Here is an 18,091-nt window from a genome sequence, read left to right as displayed (position 1 = left end):
GACGCAAATGGCGGCCGGAAGATTCTTCCGGCCGCCATTTGCGTTCCCCTGATGTTCCGCCCTCTTACGTCCGGGATCCCGGCTTGTCTGTGGCAAGCTCCTCGGCAGCGGACTGCTCCGCCAGCCGGCCCAGGACCGACAGCACCACGGAACGATCCGTAGTGGACCAGAACGGCGGCAGGGCGGCCCGGAGGAATCCTCCGTAGCGGGCCGTCGCGAGCCGCGAGTCCAACACGGCAACCACGCCGCGGTCCCCCGCAGCACGGATCAGCCGCCCGGCGCCCTGCGCCAGGCGCACTGCGGCGTGGGTGGCCGCCACGGACATGAAGCCGTTGCCCCCGGCCTTGGCCACCGCGCGGGTGCGGGCGGTCATCAGCGGATCATCGGGGCGCGGGAACGGAATACGGTCGATCAGCACAAGCCGGCAGGCGGCACCCGGAACGTCCACGCCCTGCCACAGTGACATGGTGCCGAAAAGGCAGGTGTCGGGTTCCTCCGAGAACTGCTTCACGAGGGAGGACATGGAAGATTCCCCCTGGCACAGGATGGGGAAATCCACCCGGGTGCGCATGGCATCCGCAGCGTCTTCAGCCGCCCGGCGCGAGGAAAACAAACCCAGGGCACCGCCGTTGGACGCCTTCAGCAACGCTTCAATCTCGTCCAGCTGGGCCTCCGAAGTGCCGCGCTCGGGCTTCGGCAGGTCCTTCGCCACGTACAGCACCCCCTGGCGGGGATAGTCGAAGGGACTGCCGACGTCGGTTCCGGTCCAGGACGGCGCACCGGGGCCCAGCAGGCCCAGGGCACCGGCCACCGGGCCGAACTCGGAGCCGATCGCCAGGGTGGCCGAGGTCAGGACTACGGTATGCCCGTCGAACAATCCCTCGCGCAGCCGCCCCGCCACTGACAGCGGAGCCACGTTCAAGGTGGCCGGTGCCGTTTCGTCCGGGGGCGAGAACCCGCCCGACGGCGAGAACGAACTGGGCCGGGAGGCCCAGATCACCTCGCCGGCCGCCGGAGCCGAGACCAGCCGTTCGCAGACCTCCAGCACCGCCATCAGCCGTGAGCGCGCCGTTTGGCGGCCGCCGTCGGCGGATTCCCCCGGTTCGGGCTTCGAATCGGAGAGGGCCACGCGGCACGCTTCACGGATGCGGTTGACGGCCTGCTCCTGCTCCTCGTTCAGCCCGCTGGCCAGCAGCCCCGACGGCACACCCTCCATGGACTTCTCGAAGGCGCGCTCCGCCTGCGCCAGCTCTTCCACGCTGGCGGAGGTGTGCTTGCGCGCAGCCGTCACAGCTGCAGACACGACAGTGCCGGACAGCTGCCCGGTAACGGCTCCGGTGACGCGGTCCTGCAGTTCATGCGCCTCATCAATGACCACCACGTCATAGTCCGGCAGCACAGCCAAACCCTCAAAGGCAGCGATGGCCAGCATCGCATGGTTGGTGATGACGACGTCGGCCACGGCGGCGGAGGCGCGTGCCCGCTCGCTGAAGCACTCGGCCGCCACGGGACAGCGCTGGGCGCCCAGGCACTCCATGGAGGTGACAGAGACCTGCCGCCACGCACGGTCGCTGACGCCCGGAACCAGGTCATCCCGGTCTCCGGTGTCCGTTTCCTCGGCCCACTCGCGCAGCCGCACCACCTCGCGGCCCATGGCCGAGGTGGGAGCCGGTGACGGGTGAGCCACTCCGTGGTCGTCCCCGAGGGTGAACAAAGCACCGGCGGGGTCTTCCTCTTCGGGAAAACCCCCGCCGGTCTTGTGCAGGCAGACATAGTTGCTGCGTCCCTTGAGCAGTGCCACGTCCACTTCCCGCGGCAGCTGGGGCTTGAGCGTCTCGAGCAGCCGCGGCAGGTCCCGGCCCACAATCTGGGACTGCAGGGCCAGCGTGGCCGTAGAGACCAGCGTGGGCTTGGTGCTCTCGAGCGAGTGGTGGATCAGCGGGACCAGATAGGCCAGCGATTTGCCGGTCCCGGTGCCGGCCTGGACCAGCAGGTGCTTGCCTTCGTCAATGGCCTGCGTAACCTGGCGGGCCATTTCATGCTGGCCCGGGCGGTTTTGGCCGCCCATGCCGGCAACGGCGGTGTCCAGCAGTTCCAGGACTTCGCCGGTGGTGTCCTTACTCATGGGTGACGAACGGCTCCAGTTCAGCAGCGAGGCCTTCGCGGACCCTGACGTGCAGCCTGGTTCCGGTTTCGGAGTGCTCCACGGAGAGGATCTCGGTGTCCGGGCTGTGCAGCCGCGACACCACGTCTCCGCGGTCATAGGGAACCATCAGTGTCAGGTCCACGGCCGGACGGGGAATCCCCTCGGAGATGGCCTGCAGCAGCTCGTCGATACCTTCGCCGGTCCGGGCGGAGACCACCACGTGGCGGCGTTCCTTCTGGCGAAGCCGTTCAAGGACAAACGGGTCGGCGGCATCGGCCTTGTTCAGGACAATGATTTCCGGCACGTTGCGGGCGTCGACGTCGGTGAGCACCGTGCGCACCGCAGCGATCTGGCCCTCGGGATCAGGATGGGATGCATCCACGACGTGCAGGATCAGGTCGGCGTCCGCGACTTCTTCCAGCGTGGAGCGGAAAGCTTCCACCAGCTGTGTCGGCAGCGACCGGACGAACCCGACGGTGTCGGCCAGGGTGTAGCCGATGCCGTCTTCGGTCTGGGCCTTGCGGATGGTGGGATCCAGGGTGGCGAACAGGGCGTTCTCCACCAGGACACCGGCGTCGGTCAGCCGGTTCAGCAGCGAAGACTTGCCCGCGTTGGTGTAACCGGCAATGGCCACGGAGGGAACCTGGTTGCGCTGCCGGTTGGCACGCTTGGTTTCGCGTGCAGGTTTCATGCCCGCGATTTCCCGGCGGAGTTTCGCCATCCGGGTGCGGATCTTCCGCCGATCCAGCTCAATCTTGGTTTCACCGGGACCGCGCGAACCCATACCGGCGCTTGCGCTGCCCACCTGGCCACCGGCCTGCCGGGACATGGATTCACCCCAGCCGCGCAGTCGCGGCAGCAGGTATTCGAGCTGCGCCAGTTCCACCTGGGCCTTGCCCTCGCGGGACTTGGCATGCTGGGCAAAGATGTCCAGGATCAGGGCCGTCCGGTCGATGACCTTGACCTTGACGATGTCCTCAAGTCCGCGCCGCTGGGACGGGGCCAGTTCGCTGTCCACAATGACGGTGTCCGCACCGGTGGCGGCCACAATGTCCTTGAGCTCCTGCGCCTTGCCCGAGCCCAGGAATGTTCCGGGGTCCGGCTTCAGGCGGCGCTGGATGACGCCGTCGAGCACCTCGGAGCCTGCCGTTTCGGCGAGGGCTGCCAGTTCCTGCAGGGAATTCTCGGCGTCGGCCGCCGTTCCTTCGCTCCACAGGCCGGCCAGCACCACGCGCTCCAGGCGCAGCTGGCGGTACTCAACTTCGGTAACGTCTTCGAGTTCGGTGGACAGGCCCGCCACGCGCCGCAGTGCGTGCCGCTCGCGCAGGTCCTCCTGGTCGCCGTCGTGCACCGAGTGCCCGGCGTCCTCGGAGGAGAGGGCCTGGGCCCTGCCCCGCGGGGCGTCCCGGGCGGGAGCCTTGGCCTCCGCAGCGCTTTCCTTGGCGAGGATCCTGTCAATGACCCCCTGGATGTCTTCGGGGCTCAGCTCCGGTGTGGGCTGAGCGGAACCGGACGTGCCAGGACGGGAATTGTTGATCGTCATATTCTCCTTATAAGCCGTGTTATCCATGGTAAGTCAGGGCACGGACATTTGGGGGCGGAATTTGCCCGCCGCTGAATCCGGTTTCCGCTGCCTGCAGCAGACCCACTAATCTGGTTTGTTATGGGTTCAGACCATTACTTCAGTTCACAGCCGTCCGGGCCCGAGGTCCGCCGGCCGCTCCACGTTTTCCTGGACGGGCGCGAACGCACGCTCGTTACCTCCGGCGGCATCTTCAGCCCCGATGCCATTGACAAGGGGACGGTGGTGCTTCTGGATGAAGTTCCTGCGCCCTCCCCCACCGGCAACCTGCTGGACATCGGCTGCGGCTGGGGACCGGTGGCCCTGACCATGGCACTGAAGTCCCCCGGTGCCCGCGTGTACGCGGTGGATGTCAATGAGCGCAGCCTGGGCCTGACCCGCGACAATGCCGCCGCGCTCGGCCTGGACAACGTCAGCGTCTCCAAGCCCGAAGACGTGGATCCGGACCTCCGGTTCAACACCATCTGGTCCAATCCGCCCATCCGCATCGGCAAGGACGAACTCCATGCCCTGCTGCTCCTGTGGCTTCCCCGGCTGGCGCCGGAGGGAACCGCGTGGCTGGTGGTGCAGAAGAATTTGGGTGCCGATTCGCTGCAAAAGTGGATTGCTGATCAACTGGGGACTGCCTACTCGGTGTCCCGGCACAGCACCGCGAAGTCTTTCCGTGTGCTGAAGATTGTGCGTAAGCCCGCCGTTGGCTAAGTGCCTAACCGTGGGGTGGATCTAACTGCGTGCTCAATACCATGACTGGTTCAACAGCACCCCGCAGTGCTTTATTCCGGCGGTAAGCCGGGCATTTCCCGCTCCCGGAGCCGGCCTCGGGCCGTTGCCCAGGGCCGGCTCCGCAGGTGCTTGCTAGAGCAGGGTTCCGCGGGCCACGAGGACGGCGGGGCCGCTGAGTTCCACGTGTTCGCGGCCGTCCTCGGCGGTCAGGAACCGGACGCCGACGACGCCGCCGGGCACGGTGACTGCCCAGTCGTTCGGGGCTTCGCGGCCGGCCCAGAAACGGGTGGCGACGGCAGCGGCGCAGGCTCCGGTGCCGCAGGAGAGGGTCTCTCCCACTCCCCGTTCATGCACGCGCATGGTCAGCATTCCCACGCCGTTCTCCACCAAAGGCTCGGCAGGGACCACGAATTCCACGTTGGTGCCGTGCTCCGGTTCGGGCTGGACGGTCGGTGCCACGGTTAGGCTGGTTGCGGCGAGTTCCGACAGCTCGGCCAGGGCCACGACGGTGTGCGGGTTTCCCATGCTGACGGACAGTCCGGGCCGCGGAACTTCCAGGCCTGCCGCGTTGACGACGGCGTCCATGGCCTTGGCGGCCGCATGGTCGGGATAGATGAATTCCCACGGGCCCATGTCCACGGCGTAGCCGCTGTCCACCCGGGTGACGGTCTTAAGGCCGGCACGGGTGCCGATGGTCAGGGTCTCGCCGTCTTCCAGGGTCACGAGATTTTCGGCGAGCAGAAAGTGCACAAAGACGCGGACTCCGTTGCCGCACATCTCCGAAATACTGCCGTCCGAGTTGCGGTAGTCCATGAACCACTCCGCTGCGGGGTCGCTCTGCAGCAGGCCCTGGCCCTCCGGCAGGTGCTCCGAGCGCACGGCCCGGATGAAGCCGTCGGCGCCGATGCCGCGGTGCCGGTCGCACACGGCGGCCACTTCCTCGGCGGTGACGTTCCGTTCCCCGGCGGGGTCGGCCACCAGGATGAAGTCGTTGCCGGTGCCGTGGCCCTTGGCAAAGGGAAGACCGGCCAGGGACGCGGGCAGGCCGGAAGCGGACAGCGGAGCAGAAAGAGTTGTGTTCACTGTTCAAGGATAACGGCGGCGGCCCTGGCGGTCAGATCGGGATCATCCCAGTCCAGCCAGGTGATGCGGGGGTCTGCCCGGAACCAGGTCAGCTGGCGGCGGGCAAACTGGCGGGTGGCAACCACGGTCTGTTCGGCTGCCTCGGCCACGGTTGATTCGCCGTCGAGCACCCGCAGGAACTGGGAGTAACCCAGGGCGCGGCCGGCGGTCCGGCCCTCGCGCAGCCCGCGCCCCGCCAGCACTTCCACTTCCGCCAGCAGCCCGCGGTCCACCATCTGGTCCACGCGCGTTGCCAGCCGGCGGTGCAGCACACTGCGTTCCACGCTCAGGCCGATCTGGACGGCCGGCTGAAAGTACTCGCGGACGGGCATGAAGGAACTGAACGGCCTGCCGGTCAGACGGTGGACTTCCAGGGCGCGCACCACCCGGCGGCCGTCGCCGAGCCGGTCCGCGGACACCGGATCCACTGCCCGCAGCCGCTCGCGCAGCGCCTCCAGGCCCACTTCCTCAAGCTCCTGTTCCAGGGCAGCGCGCATGGCCGGATCCGTACCGGGAAATTCCAGCACATCAAGCGCCGCACGCACATAGAGACCGGAACCGCCCACCAGGATTGGATACTTTCCTCGGTTTTGGATCTCCGTGATGAGATCGCGGGCCGAGGCCTGGAAGGCCGAAACGCTGGCTTCCTCCCGGACATCCATGATGTCCAGGAGGTGGTGCGGAACGCCGCGGCGCTCTTCGACGCTGATCTTGGCGGTACCAATGTCCATGCCCCGGTAGAACTGCATGGCATCGGCATTGATGACTTCCCCGCCGAGCTGCAGGGCCAGGGACACGCCGAGGTCCGACTTGCCGGAGCCGGTGGGTCCGACGACGGCGATGACCGGGCGGGCGGGCGCGTTGGCTGCGGCAGTCACCGGCCGCACCGGCCGCACCGGCCGCACCGGCCGCACCGGAAGATAAAGCCCGGCATTAGGAGCGCGGCGGCAGGGCTGGCATGCCGAGGGAAACCCCGGTCTTGCCCCCTGTTGTTCCGGGAGCGGGAACTCCGCAGGATTCTGCCTGCGAACGGTCCCATGCGTCCCCTGCACGCGAGCGGCGCAGGGAATAGTCGGCCGCGGTGGCAGGATCCGAGACCAGGTGGAAGGCAGCCGCGGAGGTCACGGGCACGGTGACGAGGTCTCCGGGACGGGGCACCTCGCAGCCCTCGGGAACGGAGAAGTGCACCAGGCGCTGGTCGCGGGAGCGGCCGGAGAGGCGTCCGGTCTCCTCGGACTTGCGGCCGGAGCCGGCCGTGACCATGACTTCCACCGTGGTTCCCACCTGCTTGGCGTTTTCCTCGGCGGCGATGCGGTCCTGCAGCGCGGTCAGCCGTTCAAAGCGCTCCTGGACCACGGCCTTGGGCAGCTGGTCCGGAAGGTCAGCGGCGGGAGTGCCCGGGCGCTTGGAGTACTGGAAGGTGAAGGCCGTGGCAAAGCGGGACTTCTCCACGACGTCCAGCGTTGCGGCAAAGTCCTCTTCCGTCTCCCCCGGGAAGCCCACAATGATGTCGGTGGAGATGGCCGCGTGCGGCATCCGTTCACGCACGCTGTCCAGGATGCCCAGGAATTTCTTGGACCGGTAGGACCGGCGCATGTCCTTGAGGACCTTGTCCGAGCCGGACTGCAGCGGCATGTGCAGCTGCGGCATGACATTCGGGGTTTCAGCCATCGCATCGATGACGTCCTGTGTGAAGGCCGCCGGATGCGGGCTGGTGAAGCGCACCCGCTCCAGGCCCTCAATGCTGCCGCAGGCACGCAGCAGCTTGGCGAACGCGCCGCGGTCGCCGAACTCCACGCCGTACGAATTCACGTTCTGTCCCAGCAGCGTGACCTCGATGGCGCCGTCGTCCACCAGCGCCTGGATCTCGGCAAGGATCTCGCCGGGGCGCCGGTCACGTTCCTTGCCCCGCAGGGAGGGAACGATGCAGAACGTGCAGGTGTTGTTGCATCCCACGGAAATGGAGACCCACCCCGCGTACACAGAGTCCCGTTTGGTGGGCAGCGTGGACGGGAAAACATCCAGGGATTCCAGGATTTCCAGCTGTGCATCGTCGTTGTGCCGGGCCCGCTCCAGCAGTGCCGGCAGGGATCCGATGTTGTGCGTGCCGAACACGGCGTCCACCCACGGAGCCTTGCGCTGGATGGTGTCGCGGTCCTTCTGCGCCAGACAGCCCCCCACGGCTATCTGCATGCCCGGACGGGTTTCCTTGACATGGGCCAGCATGCCCAGGTTTCCATACAGCTTGTTGTCCGCGTTCTCCCGCACCGCACAGGTATTGAAGACGACGACGTCGGCTTCCTCCCCGACAGCCGGCACGTAACCGGCGTTCTCCAGCAGTCCGGAGATGCGCTCGGAATCGTGGACATTCATCTGGCAGCCGAAGGTGCGCACCTGATAGGTGCGCGGGTGCTCAAGGTGCTCGGCAGCAAGCGGCGCAGATACGGGGGAAGATTCGGGGGAAGATACAGTCAAACTCACAGTCCTAGGGTACCTGCCGCAGGACGCCCGGGCGGGCGCTGCCCCCGGGGGAAGTTGCTGCCGGGTTTAGTACCAGTTGTTTGCGTAGTGGAAGTTCAGTGCGGAGCAGGGGCTGCCGTACCGGGATTCGATGTAGCTCAGGCCCCAGTTGATCTGGGTCTTGGGATTCGTGAGGTAATCCGGTCCCGATGAGGCCATTTTCTCCGCGGGAAGTGACTGCACAATCCCGTACGCTCCGCTGCTGGCGTTGGTGGCGCTGGTCATCCAGTTGGATTCCTTCTCCCACAGCGTGTTGAGGCAGGTCATCTCGGAGGCTGCCCAGCCGTGGCCGGCCAGGGCCGACGCCGCGTAGCTCTTGGCTCCGGCGGGATCATCCACGGGGACCGCTGCTGCAGCTGCAGCAGCTTCTTCCTCTGCCGCACGGTCGGCGGCAGCCCGGGCTGCAGCTGCCCGTGCCGCTGCTTCCTGCTCGGCCGCAAGCCGGGCGTTTTCCGCGGCGGCGGCCTCGGCGGCGGCGGCTTCTGCAGCCTTGGTTTCTTCGGCGGCCCTGGCTGCGTCTGCGGCGGCCGCTTCGGCGGCCTTTGCATCCTCTGCTGCCTTCGCGTCCTCTGCTGCCTTGGCGTCCTGTGCTGCTTTGGCCTGCTCGGCTGATGCGGCCGCTTCGGCCTCCTGGCTCTGCGCATCCGCGGCAGCCGCTTCGTCGGCCGCCTTCTGCTGCGCTTCAGGGGTGGCGTCCGCGGCGGGCTCCGCGTCGTCCTCTGAGGAGGGGGTGGAGATCGATTCCGGTGCAGCTGTCGGTGAAGTCAGGCTCACCAGGTTGGCGCGCAGCTGGTCGTTCTGTACCGAGGCTCCGGCAATACCGAAGAACGCCAGCGCGCCTGCCACGGCAACGGCACCAATACGGAGCTTGCGGCTGCGGTGGATCCGCAGGCGTTCCTGGTTGAGGATGTGGTGGGAGCCGTCCTGGCCGGAGGCGTTCCGTACTGCGGTGTCTTCGTTGCCGAGGGCATCTTTGTGGGGGGAAGTCATAGCACCGAGACGGTACAGATGGATTCTGGGTCAGTGTCTCGAATCGGTAACGGCCGGATTGACAGGTCCAGGAAGAAGAAGTTCTAATACCAGTTTTTTTCTTCAGAATGCTGCCAGGCGGAGCAGGGGCTGCCGTACCGGGATTGGATGTACCCCAGACCCCATTCGATCTGGGTCCGGTAGTTGGTGCGCCAGTCCGGTCCGATGCTTGCCATCTTGTCCCCGGGCAGGGATTGGGGGATGCCGTAGGCGCCGCTGTAGGGGTTGTTTGCGCTGGTCCGCCAGCCGGACTCACGCTGCCACAGGTTGATCAGGCACCTGAGCTGGTCCTGTCCCCAACCATAGGCGCCCAGCCGTCCGGCAGCGTAGGCCTGTGCCCCCGCAGGGTCGTCGACCGGCCCGGGAGACGGGGTTGGAACGGGCTCCGGACCGGGGGCCGGCGCAGGTTCCGGCCTTGGATCCGGTTGCGGAGCGGGTGAGGACGGAGGGAGTGATGGGGCTGGAGTGGCAGGACGGGGAGCTGGTACCAAGGGCGCAACCGTGGGATTAATCACCGGATCCGGGCCCGCAGAAGGTGGAAGAACAGGCTTTTGTGTGCTGTCCGGCACAGCATCCTTTTCTGCTTGGGCTCTTCGGGCCGCTTCTTCCGCTTCCTGCTGCTGCCTGATGTATGTCTGCTCCGCCTCCATGCCCTTCAGCCGCTCTGCTTCCACTGCCGCACTGGTGCTCCGAAGGGCCGCCAGCTGTTCCAGCAGGACAGCGCTTCGCACCTGGACTTCCCGTACCGCAGCATCTGCGTCAGTTGCCGCGGCCCGGGCCGAGGCCTCAAGCCGGCGGGCCTCGGCAGCGGATTCTTCCCGGCTCTTCAGGGCGGCAGCTTCCCGCTCTTCGAGACTCCCCAAAACGGATTCGGCGGCCGCGGCCTGAGCCTGCAGGCTGTCCGTCCGGCCGCTGATCCCCTGCAGCGCGGCGAGCCGGTCCAGAGCTCCGGCCCCTGCATCGGCATCCAGGAGCATTATCAAGTTGGAGTCCATTCCGCCGGTTTTGTAAGTCTGCGCGGCAAGGGCGCCCATTTGCTCGGTGAGCGCCGCTGCGGCTCCGGCGGCCTCAGCCCGCTGGGCGGATAAGACGTCAACGGCACGGCTGCCGGCATCAACTTCCGCGGCCGCTCTCCGGGCGTCGGAAGAGGCCTGCACGGCGGCGGTTCCGAGCGTGCCGGCGTCAGCAGAGAGTTCATCCAGAAGTGCTTCAATTTCCGCGGCCTGGTCCGCTTTGGCCCCGGCGCTGCGTTTGGCTTGCTCAACTTCTTCCCACGAGGGGTAGTCCGCCGCGGCAGCAGGGGCAGGAGCGAGCACCGCAGGCACAGCAGTAAAGGCGGAGGCGGTAAGCACTCCGGCCAATACGACGGAACCTAGGGAAGCAGCAGTTGACTTCTTCCCCGGCAGCAACAGTGTTAACATCGTGGCTCAGCATACGGTACCGCCCACGGATCAACCTAGGGTTTTTTACCAGTCCTCTTCGGGCGGCTGGTCCAGCACATCGCCGATGACTTCATTGACAACCCGGTAGCCCACCGACGGGGAGTAGCCCTTGCGGGCCAGCATGGACACCAGGCGCCTGGCCTGTTTGTCCCTTGCCGCCCGGTCCGAAAGGTCCACTGAGGACTGCAGCCGGCGGCGGGCCAGTGCCCTGGCTGCACCATATTCGTCCTCGTCGCTGACCTGTTCCAACGCCTCGGCGGCCAGGTCCCCGGAGATGCCCTTCTCGGCCAGTTCCCTTTTGAGGGCTCCCCGGGCCAGGGACTTGGACCGGGACCGGCTGGCCACCCACATGCGGGCAAACTCAGCGTCGTCCACCAGCTGCACTTCTTCGAAACGGTCCAGCACGGCCCCGGCAACGTCCTCGGGTATTTCCTTTTCAGCCAGTTTGACGGCCAGCTGGCGGCGGCTCTTCGGAGAACTCGTCAGCTGCCGCAGCACAATGTTGCGTGCTGCGGCATACGGATCCCGCTCACGGTCCGCAGGAACGGCAGCGGGCTCTCCGGCCGCCTCATCGGCACCGGAAAACCCGCTGTTTTGCTCGTGCATGTGAACTATGAGTTCTTCGGAACGGCCTTGAGCTTCGGTTCAGCCGGAGCTTCCTCGGATGCCGGTCCGTTGATGCCCAGCTTTTCGCGCAGCCGGCGTTCCAGTTCATCCGTGAGCTCAGGATTGTCGCGCAGGAACTTGCGGGCATTTTCCTTGCCCTGGCCCAGCTGGTCTCCGTCATAGGTGAACCAGGCGCCGGACTTCTTGACGAAGCCATGCTCCACGCCCATGTCGATCAGCCCGCCTTCACGGGAGATTCCGGTGCCGTAGATGATGTCGAACTCGGCCTGCTTGAAGGGCGGGGCCATCTTGTTCTTGACGATCTTGGCGCGGGTGCGGTTACCTACCGGAACCGTCCCCTCCTTCAGCGTCTCAATGCGGCGCACGTCAATGCGCACTGAAGCATAGAACTTCAGGGCCTTGCCGCCGGTGGTGGTTTCCGGGCTGCCGAACATCACGCCGATTTTTTCACGGAGCTGGTTGATGAAGATTGCCGTGGTGTTGGTGTGGCTCAGGCGACCGGCGATTTTCCGGAGCGCCTGGCTCATGAGGCGGGCCTGAAGGCCGACGTGGCTGTCGCCCATGTCGCCTTCGATTTCGGCGCGGGGAACGAGGGCTGCCACGGAGTCGATGACGACTACGTCCACCGATCCTGAACCGATCAGCATGTCCATGATTTCCAGGGCCTGTTCACCGGTGTCCGGCTGGGATACCAGCAGGGAATCGGTGTCTACGCCCAGGCGCGCGGCGTAGATGGGGTCCAGGGCGTGCTCCGCATCGATGAAGGCGGCAATGCCGCCGTTCTTCTGGGCGTTGGCCACAACATGCAGTGCCAGGGTGGTCTTACCCGAGGATTCCGGGCCGTAGATTTCCACGACGCGGCCCCGCGGGAGTCCGCCTATGCCGAGCGCCAGGTCCAGCGCGATCGAGCTGGTGGAGATGGTTTCTGCCGGAGCACGGACCTCGTCTCCGAGCCGCATGATCGAGCCCTTGCCGTACTGCTTGTCGATCTGGGCCAGCGCTGCTTCAAGAGCCTTTGCGCGGTCGACTGCTGCTGCCATTCTTCACCTCGGTTGTTTGAGTTTTACGTGGCCCGAAGGCCGGTTGTCCTGCTCACCTACGACCATATGCGGCGGCACTGACAAAACAGCGGAGCGGACTGCCGTGGGGATATCCGGGGCAGTTCTGCGGTCGCATCGCCCTTGTGTAGGAGCATAGCCGCATCCGAACAGGTATTCGAATATGTGCTTCGGCGTGTCCTGCTGCAGATCAAGCCAACTGCTAATTCTTTGGCGGAATGTCCCTGCCCAGCCGCCGTTCCGGGGGCACTTCCTGAACATCGCAGACTGCCAGCCACACGGATTTGGGCTCAATTCCGCCTTTCAGCGCCTCTTCTGCCGTCTTGCCGCCAAGGGAGCCCAGAACGAGGTCCGAAGCCAGCACACGGGAGTAGGCCGAACCGAATTCGTCGTCCATAAGCCGCCAAAAATCACTGAGTCGCATCGCTTAATCTTCTCACGTCCGCAGGAGCCGGCTGATGACTTCGTACCGGCTCAGGCCAAGGGCCTCCGCAGGGGACCCTGTGCTCAAATGCCTAGAATAGGAGTTATGAGCGAGACGGAGTCCTCCCCCGAACTGCAGCACAATGAAACCGCGATAGACACCCTTGAACATGAGCTGTCAGTACTGTGGCGCCGTGCCCGTTCGAATTCGAGCAAGGTTGCCCGTCAGGTGCATCCGGATATGGAACCGGCGGCCTACGGCCTCCTGGTGCTGCTGCAGCAGCATCAGGAGATGCGGCTGACAGATATCGCGGCAAGCATCGGCATCGGGAAGCCGTCCGTGAGCCGCCAGATTGTCATGCTGGAAAGCCTTGGCCTGGTGCAGAAGCATGCCGACCCGCTCGACGGCCGGGCCCAGACCATTTCGCTGACTCCGGCCGGTTCACAGGCACTGGCGCGGACCCAGGCGGCCCGCAAGGACCTGTTCCGGACCCTGCTCCAGGACTGGGTGGAAGAGGACCTTGTCCAGCTGGGGTCATTGCTGACCAAGCTCAACGACTCGTACGCCCGCGAACACTGAGCCCGCCGGCCCGAACCTCAAAAGGCCGCGAGAGGTGAACAGCCTGTGGAGACAGCAAAAAGACCCTGCCTTGCGGCGGGGCCTTTTTGGTTTTGGTGGACAAGCTGCCGAGGAGCTGCAGCCTTGTTGATGTAGGTCTACGGTGTGCGGGCCAGGTCCCGAGCCATGTCCTCGGGGAATTCGCGGGCAAACTCGCGCGAGAATTCCGACGGCACGGTGTCAGGTATGGCGATGCCTTCTGCACTCGCCACCCGGTCACTGACCTCACGAAGCATCAGGGACAATGGCACATCAAGTGCGGTGCAGATGGAGGACAGAAGTTCCGATGATGCTTCCTTCTGGCCTCGTTCCACCTCACTAAGGTAGCCAAGTGAAACGCGTGCGCTGTGCGATACCTCGCGCAGGGTACGACCCTGACGCTGACGGACATCGCGCAAGACATCGCCAATTTCATGACGAAGAACAACCATTTTGCGCTCCTTTGGCTCCCGGTGTGCATCTTCCGCCAACCCTACATCCCGCCAGCGAATAACGCCGTTCACGGATACGGGTTGCTTAACCATCTGTATCGTCCTGCTCCCTATGTGGTCCGGCTGCGGTTGCCCCGCAGATATTTAAAGATCGTAATCGGGAAACCTTGGCGGTTCCTGATACTAACAACTGAGCGTCTCCGGGATTTGTTCCCGTTGCCGCTGCCCGGTTCTCAGGACCCGATTCAGGGGTGCTCCGCAAGGACCCGGCCCAGCAGTACAAGTGCTTCGTCGCAGGCCTGCCGGCGGATGGCTGCCCGGTCTCCGGAAAACAAATACTCTTCCACCACAGTGCCCTGCGGCGATGCGACGGCGATAAACACGCAGCCCACAGCCTTGCCGTCATGCGGCTCAGGCCCGGCGGCTCCCGTGGTTGACACGCCCAGGTCCGTCTCCAGCAACCGCCGGACACCCTCGGCCATCTGCCCCGCCACCCCGGCGTCGACGGATCCCGCCGCGGCAAGCAGGTCGGCGTCGACTCCCAGGACTTTATTCTTCACAAAGTTGGAGTAAGCCACCACTGCGCCGGCAAGTACTGCCGATACGCCTGGAACCGCGCCCAGCTCGGCAGCCACCATGCCTGCCGTGAGGGACTCCGCAGTTGCCACGGTGAGGCCTGCGTCCGAAGCCGCAGAAACCACAGCGGCCGCATCGGGAGCCGATGTCACCTGGCGCCCGGACTCTGCAGCGCCCTGCGGCGCAGCTGCAGCGCCTTGACGACATAGTCAACACCGGTCACCACGGTGACCACCAGTGCGGCGGCCATCACCACGGCGCTGATCCACCAGGCCCAGCTGCCCAGCCACGTGGTCAGCGGCAGCAGGAAGAGGAAGATCGCGAAAGTCTGGATCACTGTCTTGAGCTTGCCGCCGCGTGAGGCTGCCATCACGCCGTAGCGGATCACCACGAACCGCAGCAGCGTGATGCCGATTTCCCGAACCAGGATCACGATGGTCACCCACCACCACAGCTCGCCCAGCGCGGACAGCATCACCAATGCTGAACCGATCAGCAGCTTGTCCGCGATCGGATCCGCGATCTTGCCGAAGTCGGTGATCAGTCCCCGGCTGCGGGCCAGGTCGCCGTCGAGCTTGTCGGTGTAGATGGCGACGGCGAAGGTGGCCACGGCCAGCCAGCGGTAGAGGCCGTGCCGGCCGTCATCGGCCAGGAGCAGCCAGATGAAAAGCGGAACCATCAGGATCCGCACAACCGTCAGGACGTTGGCGATGTTCAGGAGGGGGGCGTTCCCGGTAGAAGAGTTGCTCACACATCCAGCCTAGCGGGGATTCAGCGGCCGGTCAGACTCCACGCGTCCTCGGATCCGCCGTCCTCGCCGTCGTCTCCCCCGTCGTGGTACTCGGTCGCCTGCTGGCGGCCCTCCAGGTCCTGGGCCACCAGGTCCACGGGGCCGGCGAGCGGATCGGAGTCGAACCCGTGGTTAACGTTGGCGTTGTCCGCCAGGGCGGCAGTTTCAGCGGCCGACGGCCCGCTGGCGCCCTCTCCCCCGCTGATGGCTGCCAGCGTGGCTGCCAGATCATCGGGCTTGACGAGCACGTCGCGGGCCTTCGAGCCTTCGGAGGGCCCGACGACGCCGCGGGACTCCAGCAGGTCCATCAGGCGTCCGGCCTTGGCGAACCCGACGCGGAGCTTGCGCTGGAGCATGGAGGTGGACCCGAACTGGGTGGTGACCACCAGTTCGGTGGCCTGAAGCAGGACGTCCATGTCATCGCCGATGTCATCTTCGATCTGCTTCTTCGGCGCGGTGACCGTGACGTCCTCGCGGTAGACGGCGCCCAGCTGTCCCTTGACGTGCTCCACCACGCGGTGGATTTCCGACTCGGTGACCCAGGCACCCTGCACGCGGATGGGCTTGTTGGCGCCCATCGGCAGGAACAGCGCGTCACCCTGGCCCAAGAGCTTTTCGGCGCCTGGCTGGTCCAGCACCACGCGGGAGTCGGTGACGGAGGACGTAGCGAAGGCCATGCGGGAGGGCACGTTGGCCTTGATCAGGCCGGTGACCACGTCCACGGAGGGACGCTGGGTGGCCAGGACAAGGTGGATGCCCGCGGCACGGGCCAGCTGGGTGATGCGGACAATGGAGTCCTCCACGTCGCGCGGGGCCACCATCATCAGGTCCGCGAGCTCATCCACAATCACCAGCAGGTACGGGTAGGGACGCACTACGCGCTTGGAACCGGCCGGCGGAACAACCTTGCCCAGCTTGACGGCCTTGTTGAAGTCGTCGATGTGCTTGAAACCGAAGTTGGCCAGGTCGTCATAGCGGGTGTCCATTTCACGGACCACCCACTGCAGGGCCTCGGCGGCCTTCTTGGGATTGGTGATGATCGGCGTGATCAGGTGCGGCACGCCCTCATACGCGGTGAGTTCCACACGTTTGGGGTCCACCATCACCATGCGCACTTCATCAGGGGTGGAGCGCATCAGGATGGAGGTGATCATGGAGTTCACGAACGAGGACTTGCCTGCACCGGTGGCACCGGCCACCAAGAGGTGCGGCATCTTGGCGAGGTTCGCCACCACAAAGCCGCCCTCCACGTCCTTGCCGACGCCCATCACCATCGGATGTTCGGTCTTGCGGGCGGCGTTGGAGCGAAGCACATCGCCCAGGGCCACCACTTCCTTGTCCGCGTTGGGAATCTCGATGCCGATCGCGGACTTCCCGGGGATGGGCGAGAGGATGCGAACGTCGGAGGAAGCCACGGCGTAGGAGATGTTCTTGGACAGAGCGGTCACCCGCTCCACCTTGGTGCCCGGCGACAACTCAATTTCATAGCGCGTCACCGTGGGACCGCGGCTGAATCCGGTGACGTGTGCTTCCACCTTGAACTGGTCCAGGGTATTGGTCAGCGCGTCGACGACGGCGTCGTTGGCCTCGGAGCGTTCCTTGGCGGGAGGCCCGGCGGGCAGGAATTCCGACGGCGGCAGGGTGTAGGTCACGTCGCCGGAGAGCTGCAGCTGTTCGGTGCGCTGCGGAATGGGCGTGGCCGGAGTGAGGTTCCGGACGGTCCGCTCGGGAACCGGGGGCACGGCCGGAACGGGAGGCAGCCCTTCCACTGCGGTGAGCTCCGCTGCGGCCTCAGGAACCAGGGCGATGGCCTCGGTGGGAGGTTCGGCGCCGTCAAAACCGCCGTCGAAGGCACCCTTCGCGGGCAGACCCTGCGCCCGGCGGATCTTCTGGGTGGCCAGTTCGGACCGGGTGGGGCGGCGCACGCCCGGCGGAACAGCCGGTTCCGCTGCAGCCGCTGCAGCCGCTGATGCCTGTTCCTCTTCGTCCGCGAGCACGGCGCGTTCAAAGGCCTCGTCGCCGGCAAAACCTTCAGGGGCAAGATGCTCCTGAGTTTCGGGGCCGCGGCTGAACATCCGTGACTTCTTTTTCGGTGCCTTTTTCGGGAGGTGGTCGCGTTCGTAGAGATAGCTCTGGTCATGCGCCTCGGGATCATCCGGGGCAAGGTCCTGCCCCATCAGGTGTTCGTAGAGGGCGCGAAGGCGCAGCGGAATGTGGCGGAACGGCGTGGCCGTAATGATGAGCAGGCCAACAAAAACCAGCAGGCCAAGCAGGATGGCCACGGGCCAGGTGGTCAGCGCCGCGGACAGCGGGCCGGCAACCAGGAATCCGACAATGCCGCCGGATTCCCAGAGCCGGTCAAAACCGTCGGACAGGGCCGGCGAGCCGCCCACAATGTGCGTGATGCCGGAGCCGGCGAAAAGAATGAGGGTCAGCCCAATGCTGATGCGGCTGTTGGCGCGGTGGCGCTCCGGATAGCGGAAAAGCCGCACGGCGCCGGTCAGGAGCAGGAAGGGCAGGACCACGGCCATCCAGCCGAAAGTGCCTGCGGCGCCGGCGTGGATGATGTCCGCCACCGGGCCGCGCAGCGCCCACCACTCAACGGTGGCCACGGCAAGTGCCGTGAGGATGAGGAAGAATCCGGTGCCGTCCCGCCGGACGTCGCGGTCCGGGCTGACGTCGGCACCAAGTTTGCGGATGCCCGCTCCGGCCAGCCGGGCCATGCCCATCCAGGCACCCTGGACAGCGCGCAGCGGCAGCGGAACCTGCTCGGCGTCGGCCTGTGCTTTGGCGGCAGCACCCGAGCGGCCGGTCGCTTTTCCCCGCGGCTGGGTTTTGCCGGAGTTTTTTCCTGAGGTGCCCCCGGTGTTCCGGCTGGTGGGCCGGCCGGAAGCACCGCCGCGTGCGGCAGGGGAAGTACGAGTGGCCATACGCTCCACCGTACCCGATGGGGCCGGGCAAACCGCGGATTTACGCGTCTGCCCGGCCCCGCCGGATACCGTA

General features: G+C 65.9%; 16 protein-coding genes. 2 read left to right on the top strand and 14 right to left on the bottom strand.

Annotated elements, in window-relative coordinates; translation table 11 throughout:
- Positions 1 to 64 precede the first annotated feature (64 nt).
- Both AC4D2W_RS13300 and hflX read right to left on the bottom strand, forming a co-directional pair.
- The gene (locus tag AC4D2W_RS13300; RefSeq protein ID WP_490927376.1) at positions 65 to 2,125 is read right to left on the bottom strand and encodes an ATP-dependent DNA helicase; all 2,061 of its coding nucleotides are present in this window, start codon (positions 2,123 to 2,125) and stop codon (positions 65 to 67) included.
- On the bottom strand, positions 2,118 to 3,689 hold the full coding sequence (gene hflX / locus AC4D2W_RS13295; RefSeq protein ID WP_490927375.1) for a GTPase HflX: 1,572 nt from the start codon (positions 3,687 to 3,689) through the stop codon (positions 2,118 to 2,120). Before hflX ends, AC4D2W_RS13300 begins: the two co-directional genes overlap by 8 nt.
- 120 nt (positions 3,690 to 3,809) lie before the next feature.
- On the opposite strand from hflX, the gene AC4D2W_RS13290 reads away from it, so the two are divergent.
- Entirely contained in the window at positions 3,810 to 4,430 is a 621-nt protein-coding gene (locus AC4D2W_RS13290; protein WP_490927374.1) for a class I SAM-dependent methyltransferase, read from the top strand.
- A 153-nt stretch (positions 4,431 to 4,583) separates the two neighbouring features.
- On the opposite strand, the gene dapF is transcribed toward AC4D2W_RS13290, so the two are convergent.
- The 8 genes from dapF to AC4D2W_RS13250 all read right to left on the bottom strand — a co-directional run bounded on the left by dapF (position 4,584) and on the right by AC4D2W_RS13250 (position 12,673).
- Complete coding sequence (gene dapF / locus AC4D2W_RS13285) at positions 4,584 to 5,534, bottom strand: diaminopimelate epimerase (protein WP_490927373.1); 951 nt, start codon at positions 5,532 to 5,534, stop codon at positions 4,584 to 4,586.
- Positions 5,531 to 6,451 (bottom strand): tRNA (adenosine(37)-N6)-dimethylallyltransferase MiaA, encoded by a 921-nt coding sequence (miaA, locus tag AC4D2W_RS13280; protein WP_490927372.1) that lies wholly within the window; start codon positions 6,449 to 6,451, stop codon positions 5,531 to 5,533. The genes dapF and miaA overlap by 4 nt, the downstream gene beginning before the upstream one ends.
- A 55-nt stretch (positions 6,452 to 6,506) precedes the next feature.
- Positions 6,507 to 8,054, bottom strand: coding sequence for a tRNA (N6-isopentenyl adenosine(37)-C2)-methylthiotransferase MiaB (gene miaB, locus AC4D2W_RS13275; protein WP_490927370.1), 1,548 nt, complete (start codon positions 8,052 to 8,054; stop codon positions 6,507 to 6,509).
- Positions 8,055 to 8,120: 66 nt separating this feature from the next.
- Entirely contained in the window at positions 8,121 to 9,083 is a 963-nt protein-coding gene (locus tag AC4D2W_RS13270) for an aggregation-promoting factor C-terminal-like domain-containing protein (RefSeq protein ID WP_490927369.1), read from the bottom strand.
- A gap of 83 nt (positions 9,084 to 9,166) precedes the next feature.
- The gene (locus tag AC4D2W_RS13265) at positions 9,167 to 10,474 is read right to left on the bottom strand and encodes a coiled-coil domain-containing protein (protein WP_490927448.1); all 1,308 of its coding nucleotides are present in this window, start codon (positions 10,472 to 10,474) and stop codon (positions 9,167 to 9,169) included.
- Positions 10,475 to 10,588: 114 nt separating this feature from the next.
- Complete coding sequence (locus tag AC4D2W_RS13260; RefSeq protein WP_490927368.1) at positions 10,589 to 11,170, bottom strand: regulatory protein RecX; 582 nt, start codon at positions 11,168 to 11,170, stop codon at positions 10,589 to 10,591.
- A 5-nt stretch (positions 11,171 to 11,175) separates the two neighbouring features.
- Positions 11,176 to 12,231, bottom strand: coding sequence for a recombinase RecA (gene recA / locus AC4D2W_RS13255; RefSeq protein ID WP_400925918.1), 1,056 nt, complete (start codon positions 12,229 to 12,231; stop codon positions 11,176 to 11,178).
- A 220-nt stretch (positions 12,232 to 12,451) separates the two neighbouring features.
- Positions 12,452 to 12,673, bottom strand: a complete 222-nt coding sequence (locus AC4D2W_RS13250) for a DUF3046 domain-containing protein (protein ID WP_490927367.1) — start codon at positions 12,671 to 12,673, stop codon at positions 12,452 to 12,454.
- Positions 12,674 to 12,778: 105 nt separating this feature from the next.
- Here AC4D2W_RS13250 and AC4D2W_RS13245 point away from each other — a divergent pair, with 105 nt between their 5' ends.
- Complete coding sequence (locus AC4D2W_RS13245) at positions 12,779 to 13,252, top strand: MarR family winged helix-turn-helix transcriptional regulator (RefSeq protein ID WP_490927366.1); 474 nt, start codon at positions 12,779 to 12,781, stop codon at positions 13,250 to 13,252.
- A 137-nt stretch (positions 13,253 to 13,389) separates the two neighbouring features.
- On the opposite strand, the gene AC4D2W_RS13240 is transcribed toward AC4D2W_RS13245, so the two are convergent.
- The 4 genes from AC4D2W_RS13240 to AC4D2W_RS13225 form a co-directional block, all read right to left on the bottom strand.
- Positions 13,390 to 13,815, bottom strand: coding sequence for a helix-turn-helix domain-containing protein (locus AC4D2W_RS13240; protein WP_269436918.1), 426 nt, complete (start codon positions 13,813 to 13,815; stop codon positions 13,390 to 13,392).
- A 152-nt stretch (positions 13,816 to 13,967) separates the two neighbouring features.
- On the bottom strand, positions 13,968 to 14,450 hold the full coding sequence (locus AC4D2W_RS13235) for a CinA family protein (RefSeq protein ID WP_490927365.1): 483 nt from the start codon (positions 14,448 to 14,450) through the stop codon (positions 13,968 to 13,970).
- The gene (pgsA, locus tag AC4D2W_RS13230; protein ID WP_490927364.1) at positions 14,447 to 15,049 is read right to left on the bottom strand and encodes a CDP-diacylglycerol--glycerol-3-phosphate 3-phosphatidyltransferase; all 603 of its coding nucleotides are present in this window, start codon (positions 15,047 to 15,049) and stop codon (positions 14,447 to 14,449) included. Before pgsA ends, AC4D2W_RS13235 begins: the two co-directional genes overlap by 4 nt.
- 20 nt (positions 15,050 to 15,069) lie before the next feature.
- Positions 15,070 to 18,018 carry an FtsK/SpoIIIE family DNA translocase gene (locus AC4D2W_RS13225; RefSeq protein ID WP_490927363.1) on the bottom strand — a complete coding sequence of 983 codons (2,949 nt, stop codon included), beginning with the start codon at positions 18,016 to 18,018 and terminating at the stop codon, positions 15,070 to 15,072.
- Positions 18,019 to 18,091 lie beyond the last annotated feature (73 nt).

It is taken from the genome of Arthrobacter sp. TJ-58, assembly GCF_058269295.1.
The sequence above is the reverse complement of the archived record's forward strand: the minus strand, read 5'-3'. Positions and strand labels throughout refer to the sequence as shown.

Bases quoted from the DNA above. Each gene is read 5' to 3' on its own strand.
- AC4D2W_RS13250 (WP_490927367.1), bottom strand. From the start codon at position 12,673: ATGCGACTCAGTGATTTTTGGCGGCTTATGGACGACGAATTCGGTTCG.
- AC4D2W_RS13290 (WP_490927374.1), top strand. From the start codon at position 3,810: ATGGGTTCAGACCATTACTTCAGTTCACAGCCGTCCGGGCCCGAGGTC.
- AC4D2W_RS13260 (WP_490927368.1), bottom strand. From the start codon at position 11,170: ATGCACGAGCAAAACAGCGGGTTTTCCGGTGCCGATGAGGCGGCCGGA.
- hflX (WP_490927375.1), bottom strand. From the start codon at position 3,689: ATGACGATCAACAATTCCCGTCCTGGCACGTCCGGTTCCGCTCAGCCC.
- AC4D2W_RS13225 (WP_490927363.1), bottom strand. From the start codon at position 18,018: ATGGCCACTCGTACTTCCCCTGCCGCACGCGGCGGTGCTTCCGGCCGG.
- AC4D2W_RS13245 (WP_490927366.1), top strand. From the start codon at position 12,779: ATGAGCGAGACGGAGTCCTCCCCCGAACTGCAGCACAATGAAACCGCG.
- AC4D2W_RS13240 (WP_269436918.1), bottom strand. From the start codon at position 13,815: ATGGTTAAGCAACCCGTATCCGTGAACGGCGTTATTCGCTGGCGGGAT.
- AC4D2W_RS13270 (WP_490927369.1), bottom strand. From the start codon at position 9,083: ATGACTTCCCCCCACAAAGATGCCCTCGGCAACGAAGACACCGCAGTA.
- recA (WP_400925918.1), bottom strand. From the start codon at position 12,231: ATGGCAGCAGCAGTCGACCGCGCAAAGGCTCTTGAAGCAGCGCTGGCC.
- AC4D2W_RS13300 (WP_490927376.1), bottom strand. From the start codon at position 2,125: ATGAGTAAGGACACCACCGGCGAAGTCCTGGAACTGCTGGACACCGCC.